11 protein-coding genes are annotated in these 15337 nt (G+C 74.2%); 7 read left to right on the top strand and 4 right to left on the bottom strand.

The genetic code is table 11. The annotated features are described in order from the left end of the window. The first annotated feature begins 133 nt into the window (after positions 1-133). Positions 134-2305 carry a penicillin-binding transpeptidase domain-containing protein gene (locus ACXET9_RS03460; protein WP_457884840.1) on the top strand — a complete coding sequence of 724 codons (2172 nt, stop codon included), beginning with the start codon at positions 134-136 and terminating at the stop codon, positions 2303-2305. Between the two features lie 537 nt (positions 2306-2842). Here the strand turns inward: ACXET9_RS03460 and ACXET9_RS03455 are convergent. Continuing rightward, on the bottom strand, positions 2843-5071 hold the full coding sequence (locus ACXET9_RS03455; protein WP_457884839.1) for an oxidoreductase: 2229 nt from the start codon (positions 5069-5071) through the stop codon (positions 2843-2845). Positions 5072-5276: 205 nt separating this feature from the next. Between ACXET9_RS03455 and ACXET9_RS03450 the strand changes: the two genes are divergently transcribed. The 4 genes from ACXET9_RS03450 to ACXET9_RS03435 all read left to right on the top strand — a co-directional run bounded on the left by ACXET9_RS03450 (position 5277) and on the right by ACXET9_RS03435 (position 9582). Then, the gene (locus ACXET9_RS03450; RefSeq protein WP_457884837.1) at positions 5277-6098 is read left to right on the top strand and encodes an isochorismatase family protein; all 822 of its coding nucleotides are present in this window, start codon (positions 5277-5279) and stop codon (positions 6096-6098) included. A gap of 130 nt (positions 6099-6228) precedes the next feature. Further along, positions 6229-7431 (top strand): AAA family ATPase, encoded by a 1203-nt coding sequence (locus ACXET9_RS03445; RefSeq protein ID WP_457884835.1) that lies wholly within the window; start codon positions 6229-6231, stop codon positions 7429-7431. A gap of 68 nt (positions 7432-7499) precedes the next feature. Continuing rightward, entirely contained in the window at positions 7500-9068 is a 1569-nt protein-coding gene (locus ACXET9_RS03440; RefSeq protein ID WP_457884834.1) for a GNAT family N-acetyltransferase, read from the top strand. A 16-nt stretch (positions 9069-9084) separates the two neighbouring features. Then, positions 9085-9582 (top strand): DnaJ family domain-containing protein, encoded by a 498-nt coding sequence (locus ACXET9_RS03435; protein ID WP_457884832.1) that lies wholly within the window; start codon positions 9085-9087, stop codon positions 9580-9582. A 30-nt stretch (positions 9583-9612) separates the two neighbouring features. Here ACXET9_RS03435 and ACXET9_RS03430 read toward each other — a convergent pair whose 3' ends face one another. Beyond that, positions 9613-11076 (bottom strand): MFS transporter, encoded by a 1464-nt coding sequence (locus ACXET9_RS03430; RefSeq protein WP_457884992.1) that lies wholly within the window; start codon positions 11074-11076, stop codon positions 9613-9615. Between the two features lie 286 nt (positions 11077-11362). Here ACXET9_RS03430 and ACXET9_RS03425 point away from each other — a divergent pair, with 286 nt between their 5' ends. Together ACXET9_RS03425 and ACXET9_RS03420 are read left to right on the top strand one after the other, a co-directional pair. After that, positions 11363-11899 (top strand): TetR/AcrR family transcriptional regulator, encoded by a 537-nt coding sequence (locus ACXET9_RS03425; RefSeq protein ID WP_457884831.1) that lies wholly within the window; start codon positions 11363-11365, stop codon positions 11897-11899. A 60-nt stretch (positions 11900-11959) separates the two neighbouring features. Further along, entirely contained in the window at positions 11960-12706 is a 747-nt protein-coding gene (locus ACXET9_RS03420) for a VOC family protein (RefSeq protein ID WP_457884829.1), read from the top strand. An 88-nt stretch (positions 12707-12794) separates the two neighbouring features. Here the strand turns inward: ACXET9_RS03420 and ACXET9_RS03415 are convergent, their stop codons facing one another. Both ACXET9_RS03415 and ACXET9_RS03410 read right to left on the bottom strand, forming a co-directional pair. After that, a complete protein-coding gene (locus tag ACXET9_RS03415) occupies positions 12795-14804 on the bottom strand; it encodes a heavy metal translocating P-type ATPase (protein ID WP_457884827.1) in 2010 nt (669 codons plus the stop codon). After that, complete coding sequence (locus tag ACXET9_RS03410) at positions 14801-15274, bottom strand: ArsR/SmtB family transcription factor (protein WP_457884825.1); 474 nt, start codon at positions 15272-15274, stop codon at positions 14801-14803. The genes ACXET9_RS03415 and ACXET9_RS03410 overlap by 4 nt, the downstream gene beginning before the upstream one ends. Between the last annotated feature and the right edge of the window lie 63 nt (positions 15275-15337).

Below are 15337 nucleotides of genomic sequence, written 5' to 3'. Positions count from 1 at the left end.
CCGAGTCTAGGGGGCTGACCAGGGCGAGGGAGGCCGATCCGGACCATCGGGCGGAAGCGGGCGAGCGGCGGACGCGGGGGAGCGGGCTGATGCGGAGTGGACGTGGACGCCCGGGTCCGTGACGATGGGCGCCATGAGCTCCGAGGCCGCCCGTCCCCGTCGTCGCACGCCCCTGATCGTCGCGATCGCAGCGGTCGCCATCGCCGCGCTGGTCGTCGGCGTCCTGCTGTGGCGCGACCGCTTCGGCGACGGCGCCGACGACGTCGAAGCCCTCGCCGGCGCCCTCGCGAGCGGCGACTTCACCGGCGTCGGCCTCGACGGGATGACCGCCGAGGAGGGCAACTCCGAGCGTGAGCGCGTGCTCGGCGACCTCATCGAGGCGACCGGGCAGGCGCCCGTCGTCGCGGTCGACGACGCCGGCACCGCCGACGACGGCTCCCGCGCCGCGACCCTGCACTGGACCTGGACCCTGACCGGCGGCTCCGCCTCGGCCGACGGCACGGCCGCGTCCGACGCCGGCGGCACCGAGGGTGCGGACGACGCGTCCGACGCCGGCGGCACCGAGGGCGACGGCTCGACGGGCGCCGCCGAGGAGCCCGAGACCTGGGACTACACCACCGAGGTGACCTTCGTGCGCGGCGACGACGGCTGGGACGCGCAGCTCGCGCCGACCGCCTTCGCCCCCGATCTCGCCGCGAGCGAGCACCTCGAGCTGACGACCCTCGCGGCGACCGTCGGCAGCGTCGTCGACAGCGACGGGAACGAGGTCTTCGGGGAGCGCGCGGTGCGGATCCTCGGCCTCGACAAGATCCAGATCGAGGCCGACGACCAGGAGCAGGCCGCCCGCGACCTCGCCGACCTCCTCGGTATCGACGCCGACAACTACGCTGCGAAGGTCGCCGGCTACGGCGCGGAGGCCTTCGTCCCCGCGCTGACGATCCGCGAGGAGGCGGCCGGCGACTACCCCCTCGACCAGGCCGCCGAGATCACCGGCTACCGCGCCCTCGAGGACACGCTGCCGCTCGCGGCCTCCCGCACCTATGCGCCCGGCGTGCTCGGCACCCTCAGCACGGCCACCGCCGAGGACGTCGAGGGCTCCGACGGCGCCATCCAGGAGGGCGACCTCGTGGCCAGCGGCGGCGTCGTCGCCGCCCGCTACGACGAGCTCGTCGGCGCCGACGGCCTCGACGTCCGCGCGGTCGACGACGAGGCCGGCACCGAGCGCTCCCTCCACCGCGTCGAGCCGACCGACGGCACCGAGGTCGCCATCACCCTCGACTCCGACATCCAGGAGCTCGCGACCGCCGCCATCGCCGACGAGGACTCCGCATCGGCCGTGATCGTGCTGCAGCCCTCCACCGGCGACGTCCTCGCCACCGCCCTCGGGCCGACGGGCCAGTCTTATCCCGTCGGCCTCGTCGGCCAGTACGCGCCCGGCTCCACCTTCAAGGCCGTCACCGCCCTCGCCCTCCTCCGCGCCGGCCTCACTCCCGAGAGCAGCGTCCAGTGCCCCGAGACCGCGACCGTCGAGGGCCGCAGCTTCAAGAACGCCGACTCGCTCTCCTCCTCGCTCTTCGGCGAGATGACCCTCGCCGAGGCCATCGCCCACTCCTGCAACACGGCGATGGTCCTCCAGTCCGACACCGTCGACCAGCAGTCCCTCGCCGACGCCGCCACCGCCCTCGGCCTCGGCCAGGACGCCCCCGACGGCCTCGACGCCTTCATGGGCTCCGTCGACCCCGACGACGAGGGCACCGAGCACGCCGCCGCCATGATCGGCCAGGGCCGCGTCCTCGCCTCCCCGCTCGCGATGGCCGTCGTCCTCGCCAGCATCCAGCAGGGCCAGACCGTCCAGCCCCGCATCCTCGCCGACGACACCGCCTCCGAGTCCGCTGACTCCGCTGACTCCTCCGGCTCCGACGGTGCCGCCGCCTCTGATGGCGCCGCCTCCGACGACACCTCATCCGACTCCGCTGATTCCTCCGGCTCGTCCGACGGTGCCGCCTCCCTCGACGTCTCCGATCCGCTCACCGAGGACGAGGCCGCTCAGATGCAGGAGCTGCTGCGCGGCGTCGTCACCGACGGCAGCCTCGACGACTTCGCCGACCTCCCCGGCGATCCCGTCATCGGCAAGACCGGCACGGCCGAATGGACCGACGCGAACGGCGACATCGCCCTCCACTCCTGGGTGATGGTCGCCCAGGGCGACCTCGTCGTCGTGGCCTTCGTCGAGGACGGCAGCTACGGCTCCGTCACCGCCGGCCCCATCGCCCGCGACGTCCTCGAAGGCATCGCCGCCCTCTGACCCGGGGCTCTGGCACGGGGTTCTGGCCCGGGGTTCTGGCCTGGGGTTCTGGCTTGGGGTTCTGACCTGAGCTCTGGCTAGCGTCCCTTCTCCTAGCCTCTGGCCTGGGGTTCTGCTCTGCGTCCCTCGCTCCTTCGCCTCAACCCTCCGCCCTCCGCCCTCCGCCCTCCGCGAGCAGTGGCCGGAAACCTCCGGAAATGGAGCGCTTTAGCTACTGCTGATGGCCACTCGGGCCGGCTGAGGAGCGTAGGCGTCAGCTGAGGGCCACTCGGGCCAGTTGAGGGGCGTATGCGTCAGTTGAGGGACACCCTGGCCAGCTCAAGCGCGCGAGGGAGCCTCTTCGGCCTCCCCTAGGGCGAGCAGTGGCCGGAAACCCCCGGAAATGGAGCGCTTCAGCTACTGCTGAGGGCCACTCGGGCCAGCTGAGGGGCGTATCTGTCAGCTGAGGGCCGCTCAAGCCAGCTGAGGGGCGCCCGGGGCCGTCCCGGGGCCGTCCCGGGGTCGTCCGGGGTCGCCCCGACCTATCCCCGGACCACCTCAGAGCGCGGCGGCGGTCTCGACGGCCTGGCGGATGGCGCGCTCGGCGTCGAGCTCGGAGGCGACATCGGCCCCGCCGACCACGTGGACGCGCGGCGAGCGTCCGGACCGACCGGAGCGTGCGGCGCGGACCTCGTCGGCCAGAGCGTTCACACTGACCTGACCTGCGCAGACGACGACGGTGTCGACGTCGAGGACCCGCGGCTCACCGTTCTCGACGATGTGCAGACCGTCCTCGTCGATGCGTTCGTAGACGACGCCGCGGTGCTCGATGACCCCGGCGCGGCGGAGCTCGGCGCGGTGCACCCAGCCGGTGGTGCGTCCGAGGCCGGCGCCGATCTTCGTGTCCTTGCGCTGGAGGATGTGGACCTCGCGGGATCGTCGGCCGTCCGAGGGGACCGTGACCTCGGACGTTGCGCCGGGCGCAGATCCGGGCGCAGATCCGGAAACAGAGCCGGGCACAGCGCCGGACCCCGCCCCGGCCTCCTCGGCGCCCCGTCTCACGAGGCCGCCCGGGCCGGCGTCGGGGTCCGTCGGGAGGGCGACGCCCCAGTGCTTCCGCCAGGCGGGGAGGTCGAGGGTGGGGGAGGGGATCGCGGAGGTCAGGTATTCGGCGACGTCGACGCCGATGCCGCCGGCGCCGATGATCGCGACCTTCTCGCCGGCGATCGCGCGCTCCTCGAGGAGGTCCTGGTAGCTGATCACCTGCGGCCCGCCGCCCGAACCGGAGTCCGCCTCGGCGGCCCCCGCCGCCCCCGCGGTCGCGAAGCCGGGGAGGTCGAGCTCGCGCGGGGCGACGCCGGTGGCGATGATGACGTCGTGGTAGCCGCGGAGGTCGCGGCCCGTCGGGCGGACGCCGAGGCGGATCCCGACGCCGGCGGCCGCGAGCCGCATCCGCCAGGAGCGGAGGGCCTGGCCGTAGTCCTCCTTGCCGGGGATGCGGGCGGCGAGGCGGAGCTGGCCGCCGATCTCCTCGGTGGCCTCGAAGAGGGTGACGATGTGGCCGCGCTCGGAGGCGGCGAGGGCGGCCTCGATGCCGGCGGGGCCGGCGCCGACGACGGCGACGCGGCGCGCACGGCGCTGGACGACCGGGGTCAGGACGAGCTCGGTCTCGTGGGCGGCGCGGGGGTTGACCAGGCAGCTCGCGCGCTGGCCGTCGAAGATGCGGTCGAGGCAGGCCTGGTTGCAGGAGATGCAGGAGACGATCTGCGGGGCGCGGCCGTCGGCGAGCTTGGCGGGGAGGTGGGGGTCGGCGAGGAGCGGACGGGCCATGGAGACGAGGTCGGCCTGGCCGGAGGCGACGACCTGCTCGGCGAGGAGCGGGTAGTGGATCCGGTTGGAGGCGATGACGGGGATCGGGACCTCGGCCTTCAGCAGGGCGGTGACCTCGGTGAACGCTCCGCGCGGGACGGAGGTGACGATGGTGGGGACGCGAGCTTCGTGCCAGCCGATGCCGGTGGAGAGGACGTCGATGCCGCGGCCGGCGAGGTCCATCGCGAGGGCGAGGGTCTCCTCCCAGTCCTGTCCGCCGGGGACGAGGTCCTGGAGGGAGATGCGGTAGGTGAGGAGGCGGTCGTCGCCGATGGCCGCGCGGACGGCGGAGGCGACGGCGAGGGGGAGCGCCCGTCGGCCGTGGTCGCCGCGGGCCCAGCGGTCGCGGCGCCGGTTCGTCGGCGCGGCGAGGAACTGGTTGAGCAGGTAGCCCTCGGAGCCCATGATCTCGATGCCGTCGTAGCCGGCGGCGACGGCCCGACGGGCGGCCTGCGCGAAGTGCTCGACGGTGCGGGCGACGCCGCGGCGGGTCAGCCGTCGGATCCGGAACGGGGACAGCGGCGAGCGGCCCGACGAGGCCGACGCGGCGAGCGGATGCACGGCGTACCGGCCGGCATGCAGGAGCTGGAGGACGATCCGTCCGTCGGCCTCGTGGACCTCGCGCGTCACCTTCCGGTGGCGGGCCATGGTCGCGGCGTCGGCCTGCGCGCCGTGGCGGGTGAGGCGTCCGGTCCGGTCGGGCGAGTAGCCGCCGGTGACGATCAGGCCGACGCCGCCGCGGGCGCGCTCGCCGAGATAGGCCGCGAGCCGGCCGACGTCGGCGGGGCGATCCTCGAGGCCGGTGTGCATGGACCCCATGACGAGCCGGTTGCGGACCGTGAACGGGCCGAGGTCCAGCGGCGACAGCAGGGCGGGGAAGGCCGACGGCGTCGTCGGTCCGGTCGTCGATCGGAGCATGCCTGCGATTGTGCCAGGCGTTGGTGACGCGCGAGTAGCCTTCGGCGCCGACGGACCCGGCCCGCCTCGGCCCCGGCCCCGATGCGGCCCGGCTGCGGATCGCCCCGTCACCTCCGAGCAGTCTGGGTGCGCCGCCGCGGAGACCGGGGCAGGATGGGAGCCGTCGGGTGCAGCGGACCTGCGATGGAGCGAGGGGGCACAGGGCATGGACGCATGGGCGGGAACGGATGCCGGCGGCACGATGCTGATGATCGTCGACGTGCAGAACGACTTCTGCGAGGGCGGGGCGCTGGCCGTCGCGGGCGGACGGCGCGTCGCCGCGGCCCTCGCGCAGTTCGTGCGCGACCGCGGCGAGGAGTATGACCGGATCCTGGTGACGCAGGACTGGCATCGTCCGGGGTCCGACAACGGCGGGCACATCGCGCTGCCGCCCGAGGAGCCCGATTACGTCGACTCCTGGCCGGTGCACTGCATCGCGGGGACGACGGGCGCGCTGCTGCACCCGCAGCTCCGCGATCTCGTGCGGGAGCTGGGGGAGCGCATCGAGGTGGTGCACAAGGGGTACGGCGAGCCCGCGTACGGCGCACTCGAGGGCGCGATCGTCGGCCGCGGGCTCGCGGCGACGGGCGAGCGCCTGCCGGCCCGCGCCGCCGGCGATCTGCCGGCCGACGCCGCCGAGCTGGCGGCCGCGGTGCCCGTCGGGCCGGAGGCGGCGGTGCGCGTCGGCAGGAGGTCGACGGTGTCCGTCGGCTCCTCGACGGTCCAGCGGGTCCGGCCGACGGCGGTCGCTGAGGCCGACGGGCGAGGCGAGAGCGTGGACCGCCTCGTCGAGACCGGCGGGTTCGCGCGCATCGACGTCGCGGGTCTCGCCTTCGACTACTGCGTGCGGGCGACGGCGCTCGGCTGCGCGTCGGCGGGCGTGCCCGTGCGGGTGCTGCGGGAGCTGACCGCCTCGGTGCATCCCGAGCACGACGGGGTGCTCGAGCGGGAGCTGCGCGCCGCGGGCGTCGAGCTCGCCCGGTCCTGAGCCGGCCGACGGGCGAGCGGAGCGCTCCGGCACGATGAGCGACCTGCGTCCTTCGAGCGGCCCGCGAGCCGGCGGCCGAGGCCGCGGGCGGGGTCGCGGGCGAGGGGTCGCGTCCCCTACGGTTCCTCCCATGCCCACCCCGCAGCTGAGCGCGCCGCGACGCCACGACAACCCGTTCACGCCCGGCTTCGGGCTGACCCCGAGCATCCTCGCGGGGCGCGCCGAGGCGATCGAGGAGTTCACCGCGGCGCTGTCGGGGCAGGTGCCGGAGGCGCGCGCGATCCTGATCTCCGGGGCCCGCGGCGCAGGCAAGACCGTGCTGCTCACCGAGTTCTCCGATCTCGCGACCGATGCCGGCTGGATCGACCTGCGGCTGCACACCTCGTCGTCGTCTCTGGTGGAGGAGCTGCGGGCGAGCGCGATCGGCCTGCTGCGGAGCATGGATCCGGAGGCCGAGACCTCGCGCCTGACCAGCGCCGGGATCTCCTCGTTCTCCGCCTCCCGCGTGGTCGTGGACCGGTACGGGAAGGAGGCGGAGACCCTCGCGGCGGTGCTCGACCGCCTCGCCTCCCTCGCCGATCTCGACGGCGGCGGGCTGCTGATCTCCGTCGACGAGCTGCAGTCGGTCGAGCGCGACCAGCTGCATGCCGTCACCCAGCATGTCCAGGACCTCGTCGGGGCGGGCCATGCGATCGCCTTCGTCGCGGCGGGGGTCCGCACGGGCGTGGACGCGCTGCTGGACCATGAGCGCACGACCTTCCTGCGCCGGGCGCACCGGATCGAGGTGGGCAGCGTCGACGTCGGGACCGCGGCCGAGGCGATCCGGATGACCGTCGCCGACACCGACCGCTCGATCACTCCGGAGGCCGCGGTCCTCGCGGGCGAGATCTCCCAGGGGTATCCGTATCTCATCCAGCTGATCGGCTCGAAGGCCTGGCAGAGCTCCGAGGGCGCGGACACGATCGAGATCGAGGACGTCCGCTCGGGCCGCGAGTCGACGATCGCCTCGATGATCAAGAACGTCCACGGTCCGGCGCTGCGCGGGCTCAGCGCCCGCAAGCGCGAGTACCTGCGGGCGATGCTCGCCGACGACGGGCCCTCGAACGTCGGCGACATCGCCGAGCGGATGAGCATCGATCCCCGCAACCAGTCGACCTACCGCGAGCGCCTCATCGACGACGACCTCATCCAGCCCGCCGGCCGCGGCTTCGTCGAGTACTCCCTGCCGTACCTGCGCGAGGCCCTCGAGCATGAGCTCGACAGCGGCGCGGGGACCGAGCCCGGCAAGGGTCTGACCCGGTCCCTGCGCTCGCGCCGCCGTCCCGGGCGCTGAGCCCCGGGTCGCCCGACGTCGCCCGAAATCGGTCGACGCCAGCCCTCGCGCCGTGGTCGACTGGGCGCATGCATGCGAGCATCCGCGCCCTGGACCCCCTCTCCGCCGTCGACGTCGAGCAGCTGATCGCGCTCGAGAGGGCGGTGCAGGAGGAGGCCCTCGGCGGCAGCTTCCCGATGTCGGCCGAGCAGCGGCGGGCGTCGCTCGAGGACACGCCCTACCGGCGGGTCCGCACCTGGGTCGCGCTCGCCGAGCCGATGGACGGCGCCGAGGCGATCGTCGGCTCGGCCTCCCTCTACTTCGCGCTGCAGGAGAACCAGGATGCCGCGAGCATGAGCCTCGAGGTGCATCCGGCGTTCCGCGATCAGGGGATCGCGACGGCGCTCGTCGAGGAGGCCGTGATGCCGGCCTTCCGCGAGTCGGGCCGCTCGCTGCTGGAGGCCTGGGCCGACATCCCGGCCGAGGGCGAGGTCGACGATGCCGAGCTGCCGGCGAACCGCCTGGCGACGCGGATGGGCATCTCGCGCAGGAACGTCGGCGTGTGCCGTGCGCTCGACCTGCCGATCGATCCCGCGCACCTGGATGCGCTGCAGGCGGAGGCCGACGAGCATCTCGGCGGCTATCGGATCGAGCTGTGGGACGACGGCGTGCCCGCCGAGCACCTGCTCTCCTACGGGCGCCTGCTCACGCAGCTCGACCTCGACGAGCCCGACGAGGACATCGAGCATGAGGCCCCCGTCTACGACGAGGAGCGGCTCCGGCACGCGGCCGAGCGCCTCGAGCGGCTGGGGATCGAGCGGATCCTCGCCGTCGCGATCGCGCCCGACGGCACCGTCGCCGGGAACTCCGAGATCCACATGCGCGCGGGAGCGTCCCTCGCGTTCCAGGAGAACACCCTGGTCATGCCCGATCATCGCGGGCATCGCCTGGGCCTGGCGATGAAGATCGCGACCCATCGGGTGCTCGCCGAGCGGGCCCCTCGGGTGCGCAGCCTGGTCACCTTCAACTCCCATGTGAACCCGTGGATGATCGGGATCAACGAGCGGCTCGGCTACCGGGTGCGCCAGCGCGAGCTGGGCCTGCAGGGCCGTCCCGGCGAGGACGAGCGCGTGGTGATCGCCGAGGAGATCGTCGACGCGCCGGCCGCGGAGATCTTCGAGCTGATCGCCGATCCTGCCCGGCAGATCGCCTGGGACGGCAACGACAACCTCGCCGAGTCCGCGCCCGGGCACCGCGTGCGCGGCGCGGGCGAGTCGTTCCTGACGACGCTCACCAAGGGGGCGGTCCGCGAGAACCATGTCGTGCGCTTCATCGAGGGCCGGTCGATCGCCTGGCAGCCCTCCGAGCAGGGCGGACGCCCCTTCGGGCAGCTGTGGCGCTGGGACCTCGAGCCCCTCGAGGACGGTCGCACCCGGGTCACCCACACCTACGACTGGACCGGCCTGCGCGACCCCCGGCGCCTCAGCCGCGCCCGCGGCATGACCGAGGACAACCTGCGCGCCTCGATCCTGCGCCTGAAGGCCCTCGCCGAGGCGGAGGCGGGGACGGTGGCGGACGCCGCGTCCGACGCAGGGTCCACGTCGGGCGGCGGCTTCTCGCCCGACGGCGGTTCCGCGTCCGACGGCGGGGCCGTCTGACGGGACGGGGCGCGCCATGTCCATGCGGGACGACCGCTGGGTCGACACGGAGATCGAGCAGGCGATCGCCCGCGGGGACTTCGACGACCTCCCCGGCGCCGGGAAGCCGCTGAGGCTGCCGGACACGCACGACCCGGACTGGTGGATCCGTCAGCGGCTCGACGAGGACGACGTCGATCGCGATGCCCTGCTGCCCGTCGTCGTGCTCCTGCGCCGCGAGCACGACCGGCGCGACGAGACCCTCGCGGCGCTGCTTGACGAGCAGGCCGTGCGCGAGTACGCCGAGGACTTCACCGCCCGCGTCCGGGAGGACCGGGCCGCGAATCCGCTGGCGCGGATGCTCGCGCCCGAGCTCGATCCGGAGGTCGCCGTCGAGCGCTGGCGCACGCTGCGCGCCGAGCGCGACCGTGCCGACGAGAGCGTCGGACCGGCCGCGTCGGCGTTGTCGGAGACGTCGGCCGCGGAGCATCGGCCCGGGTTCTGGCGCCGCCTGCTGGGACGCGGCCGACGGTAGCCCGCGCCGTCGGCCCGCGCGGCCGCACCGTCAGACGGTCGCGGGACGCTCCCGCATGCCGCGCAGCACCAGGATCGCCGCCGCGACCATCAGCACGAGGCCGACGGCGGAGGTGATGCCGACGCCCGAGTCGAAGGCGTGCCGGGCCGAGTCCAGGAGCGCCTGCCCGGTGGTGAGGTCGAGGGCGTCGGCGACGTCGGTCGCCCCGCCGAGGGTCTCCCCGGCGGCGGTGCGCTGGGCAGCGGTGAGGCCGTCGGGCAGCTCGAGGTGCAGGCGGTAGGCGGCGTTGAGGATGGAGCCGAGGACGGCGGTGCCGAGCACGGCCCCGGTCTCGTAGGCGGTCTCGGAGATCGCCGAGGCGGCGCCCGCGCGCTCGGCGGGCACGGCCGAGAGGATCAGATCGTTGGAGATCGTCTCGGCGCTGCCGACGCCCGCGCCGAGGATCGCGAAGGCGATCACGAGCGCGAGATCGCTGCCCGCGGTGCCGGTGAGCATGATGACGCCGTAGCCGACGGCGTTCAGCAGCAGGCCGAAGGCCATCGCATGGGCGGGGCGGACCCGCTCGACGACCCGCACCACCACGAGCCCGGCGATGATCGTGACGGCCATGCCCGGGATCAGCAGCAGCCCGGCCTCCATCGGCGTGCGCCCGGAGACCAGCTGCAGATGCTGCGAGACGAAGTACAGGAAGCCGACCAGCGAGAACACGCTCAGCAGGTTCGCCGCCACGGAGATCGAGAAGGCGGGCACGCGGAACAGGCGCACGTCGAGCATGGGGGAGGTGCGCGCCAGCTGGCGGCGCACGAACCAGATCCCGGCGAGGACGCCGACGGCGAGGGCGATCGCGACGGCGTAGGTGAAGCCGTCGGAGGAGAACGTCTTGATGGCCCACACGATCGGGGTCATCGTCGCCATCGCGAGCACGATGCTGACGGGGTCCACGGGGCCCGGACGCGGGTCGCGGGACTCGGGCACGAGCGTCGGCGCGAGGACCAGCAGCGGGATCAGGACGGGCACGCTGAGCAGGAACACGGAGCCCCACCAGAAGTGCTCGAGCAGGAATCCTCCGACGACCGGGCCGAGCGCGGCGCCGCCGGAGAAGCCGGCCGCCCAGATCGCGATCGCCGTGCGGCGCTCGCGAGCGTCGGTGAAGATGTTGCGGATCAGCGAGAGCGTCGAGGGCATGAGCATGGCCCCGAACAGGCCCATCGCCGCACGCGCCGCGATCAGCGCACCGGCCGTCGGCGCGAAGGCCGCGATCGCGGAGATGATCGCGAAGCCGGCCGAGCCGATCAGCAGCAGGCGGCGTCGGCCGATGCGGTCGCCGAGGCTGCCCATCGGCACGAGCAGGCCGGCGAGCATGAGCGGGTAGATGTCCACGATCCACAGCTGCTGGGTCCCCGTCGGCTGCAGCGACGTCGCGATCGAGGGGATCGCGAAGGACAGCACCGTGTTGTCGACGGAGATGAGCAGCACCGGGAGCATGAGCACCATGAGCGCGGCCCAGCGGCGGCGCGCGGAGGGGCCGGCTGCGCCGGACGGGCCCGTCGGGCCGGCCGGCGAGGTCGCCGTCGCGACGGCCGACGACGCGGTCGCAGGGGCCGACGGCGCGGTCGTCGTGGTCTCGGTGGGGGCGGCCGCAGTGCGGAGGTCGGTCGACTGGTCGATGTCCGGGGTCCGTGCGGTCACGGTCTCGTCCTTCTCACGAGGCGGGGTGGAACGCGATCACACTAAACCGTCCAGACGGTACAGTCCATGGCTGGCGCTTATGGTGTGTGCCATGTCCGCGCGCGAAGACCTCCTCGACGCCCTCGAGCGTCTGCTCATCCATGACGGCGAACGGGCGGCGACGCTCGACGCGGTCGCCGCCGCGGCCGGCGTCTCCAAGGGCGGGCTGCTCTACCACTTCGGATCGAAGAAGGCCCTCATGGAGGGCCTCGCCGAGCGGGCGCGCGAGCGCGGACGGGCCGACGTCGCCGCCATGGCCGCCGCCGAGGAGGGCCCCTCCCTCTACTACGTGCGCACCTCGGTCTACGAGGACAGCCCCTTCGACCGCACCCTCGTGGCGATCTCGCGGCTCTCGCGCACCTACGACTCCTCCGCCCGCGCGGTCTTCGACGAGATCCAGGGGCAGTGGCTCGCGCAGATCCGCGAGGAGGTCGGCGACGACGCCGTCGCCCAGGCGATCATGCTGATCGGCGATGGCCTCTACTTCAACGCCATGCTCGACCCCGAGGCGCCGTCGGGCGTCGGACGGAGCGACGGGGCGCTGGAGGCGCTGCTGGGAGTGGTCGCGCGCCTGCGCGACGGGGCGTAGGCGCGGCGCAGTGCGGCGGCGCGCAGCGACAGCGCGCACCCCGGCGCGTACGCTCGGCGCATGTTCCTCGAGAACCTGGTCCTCGATGCCGTCGACCCCCAGCGGGCGGGCCGCTTCTGGTGCGCGGCCCTCGGCGCGCGCGTGCTGGCCGACGGGCCCGACGGCTTCGAGATGCGCCTGCCGCTCGCCGACGGCGCCTCTCCCGAGGCCGATGACGACGCCTATCTCGACCTCTGCATCCAGCCGGTCCCCGCACCGCCCGCGGAGCCGCTGCGTCTGCACCTGGACCTGCTCGGCGGCGGCCGACAGAGTGAGGTCGCCGAGCGCCTGCGCGCCCTGGGTGCCCGCGACCTCGACATCGGTCAGGGGGATGTGCCGTGGATCGTCCTGGCGGACGTCGAGGGCAATCCCTTCTGCGTGATGGAGGCGCGCGACGCCTACGTCGCGACCGGCCCGATCGCCGCCCTCCCGCTGGACTCCGCCGACCCCGCCCGCGATCGCGCGTTCTGGCAGGCGATCACCGGATGGGAGCCGATAGGCGGCGTCGGCGGGAACGCCCTGCGCCACCCCTCCGGGACCGGGCCCCTGCTCGAGATCTGCCCCGAGGAGGCGCCCAAGGGGCCGGCGAAGAACCGCCTCCACCTGGACATCCGCCTCGAGGCGGAGGACGACCCCGACGTCGTCGCCGCGGGGATCATCGCGCGCGGCGGCGAGGAGTTCGACGGCGGCTGGGGCCCGCTGCCCTGGCGCACCTACCGCGACCCCTCGGGCAACGAGTTCTGCGTGCTGCCCGCACCGCGCAGCTGACCCCGCGGCGGCATCCGCCCGCGGCGGTGCCCCGTGGCGCCGGCCCGCGGCGGTGACCCGCGGCGCCGGCCCGCGGCGGCGACCCGGCCTAGCGGCGCCCGGTCCGACGGCCGGGGATCAGCCGTGCGGAGTTGAGGATGAACGCCGTCTCGCTGCCGACATGCACGAGCGCGGCGGCGATGGGGCTGAGGAGCCCCGCGCCGGCGAGCCCGATGCCGACGAGGTCGACGACGATCGTCCCGACGAAGTTCACCATCACGATCCGTCGGGCGCGGCGCGCGATCCGCAGCGTCCGCACCAGATCCTCCGGGTCGGAGCTGATGAGCACGACGTCGGCGGACTCCTGGGCGATGACGGTGCCGCTGCCCATCGCGATCCCGACGTCGGCGCGGCCCAGGGCGGGCGCATCGTTCACGCCGTCGCCGACCATCGCGACCCGGTGCCCGGCGGCGCGCTCGGCGTCGATCGCCTCGAGCTTCTGCGCTGGCAGGAGGCCCGCACGGACCTCGGAGATCCCCAGCTCGGACGCCATCGCGCGGGCAGGACCCTCGGTATCCCCGGTCAGCATGACCACGCGCAGGCCGTCGGCCCGCAGCGCGGCGACGGCGTCGGAGGCCCCGTCGCGGGCCGTGTCGGCGAGGGTGATCGCTCCGAGGCGCCGCCCGTCGACGCTCACGTGCACCGTCGTCCCGCCGTCGGTGTCCGACGGGCCGGCCGTCGCCGTCGGACCGTCGGCCGTCGTCGCACCGATGTGCGCGGCGGTCCCGACCCGCACCAGGCGGCCGTCGATGCGCGCCTCGACCCCGCGACCCGGGGCGTAGACGAAGTCCTCGGGCGCGCCGAGCGCGAGAGCGTCGGCGCGGGCGCGGCGCACGATCGCCTGCCCGACGGGATGCTCCGAGTACAGCTCCGCGGCCGCCGCGAGCGCCAGCAGCTCGGTGGCGTCCGACCCGTCGGCCGGGGCGATCTCGACCGTCTCGAGCTCTCCGCGCGTCAGGGTGCCGGTCTTGTCGAGCACGACGGTGTCGATCGCGGAGAGCGCCTCGAGATGGGCGCCGCCCTTGATGAGCGCACCGGTCCGCGCCGCCCGCGCGATCGCCGCGAGCACGGCGAGCGGGGTGCCGGCGGCGACGCCGCAGGCCCCGGCGACGATCACCACGGAGATCGTCGCGGTCACGTCGCGGGTCAGGAGGAAGGTGATCGCCGCGCCGGCCAGCGCGATGACGACCAGCCAGGTCGCGAGGCGGTCGGCGAGCCGCTGGACGGGGGCCTCGCTCTCCTGCGCCTCGCGGACGGCCTCGACGATGCGCCCGTAGGCGGACTCGGCGCCGACGCGCTCGGCCCGCACCTCGATCGCCCCGAGACTGTTCACCGACCCCGCATGGACCGCGTCGCCGGGGCCGACGTCGACCGGCAGGGACTCGCCCGTGATGCGGGAGGCGTCCAGCGAGCTCGCGCCGGTGACGACGGTCCCGTCCACCGGGACCCGGCCACCCGGGGCGATCAGGACGATCTGTCCGGGGGAGACCTCGGCGAGGGGGACCTCGACGAAGCGGGCGCCGGCGTCGTCGGCCCGCACCCGGACGGTGTCGGGCAGGAAGGACATCAGGTCGGTCAGAGCGTCCCGCCCGCGGTCCATCGACAGATCCTCGAGGATCTCCGCCGCGAGCACGAAAGCGGTGATGACCAGCGCGGTCACCCATTCCCCGATGGCGGCCGCGGCCGCGATCGCGAGCAGCATGGACAGCTCCATGCTCATCCGACGGTGCCTCACGTCCTCGAGCGCCTCGCCGAGGATCGGCCACAGCCCGACCACCAGCCCCGCGAGCGCGAGCAGAGGCAGCGCCTCCGACGGCCAGGCGGGCAGCACCGCGACCAGCACGGCGACGAGGGCGACGCCGAGCGTGCGGGCGAGGTCGGCGCGATCGATGCGGCGCCACAGGCTCCCGCCGTCGGCCGTGTCCGCCTGGTCGGGTGCGGAGCTGGGCGTGGAGTCGGGTGCGGAGTCGGGGGCGGCGCCGGGCGCGGCGTCGGGGGCGACGGCGGGCTGGGCGGCGGTGACGGGCGAACCGACCGGCGGGCCCGCAGGAGCGCTCATCGGGTGCCCGCCGCGGGGCAGGAGCCGCCGGTGCTGGAGTTCGTGCCAGCGTTGGTGCCGGCGCTCGTGCCGACGCTCGTGCCGGAGGCCGGGGCCGACGCGGCCGGCCCGGTCCCCTCCAGATCCGCAGCGGTGTGCTGGGGCATGCCGCCGACGACCTCCTGCGCCTGCAGCACGGCGATCGCGACGAGGCGCCGCGCATGCTCGTCGATCAGGCTGTAGAGGGCCCGGTTCCCGTCCTGGCGGGACTGCACGATCTTGGCCCAGCGCAGCTTCGCGAGATGCTGCGAGACCCCGGCAGGGTTCTTGCCGACCCGCTCGGCGAGCTCGTTGACCGAGAGCTCGCCGCCGCGCAGCGCGAGCACGATCCGCACCCGGGTCGGGTCGCCGAGCAGGGAGAACACCTCCGCGGCGAGATCGGCGTACTGGCTGTGCTCGTCGAAGCTGCATCTCTTCGTATCTGCATCCATGCGCAGATAGTAGCGGATGGCGGCGGGGCCGTGAGCGAGGTCGCGGGTGGGGTCGTCGCCGCG

The sequence above is a fragment of the Brachybacterium netajii (SeqCode) genome, assembly GCF_054114245.1.
The sequence above is the reverse complement of the archived record's forward strand: the minus strand, read 5'-3'. Positions and strand labels throughout refer to the sequence as shown.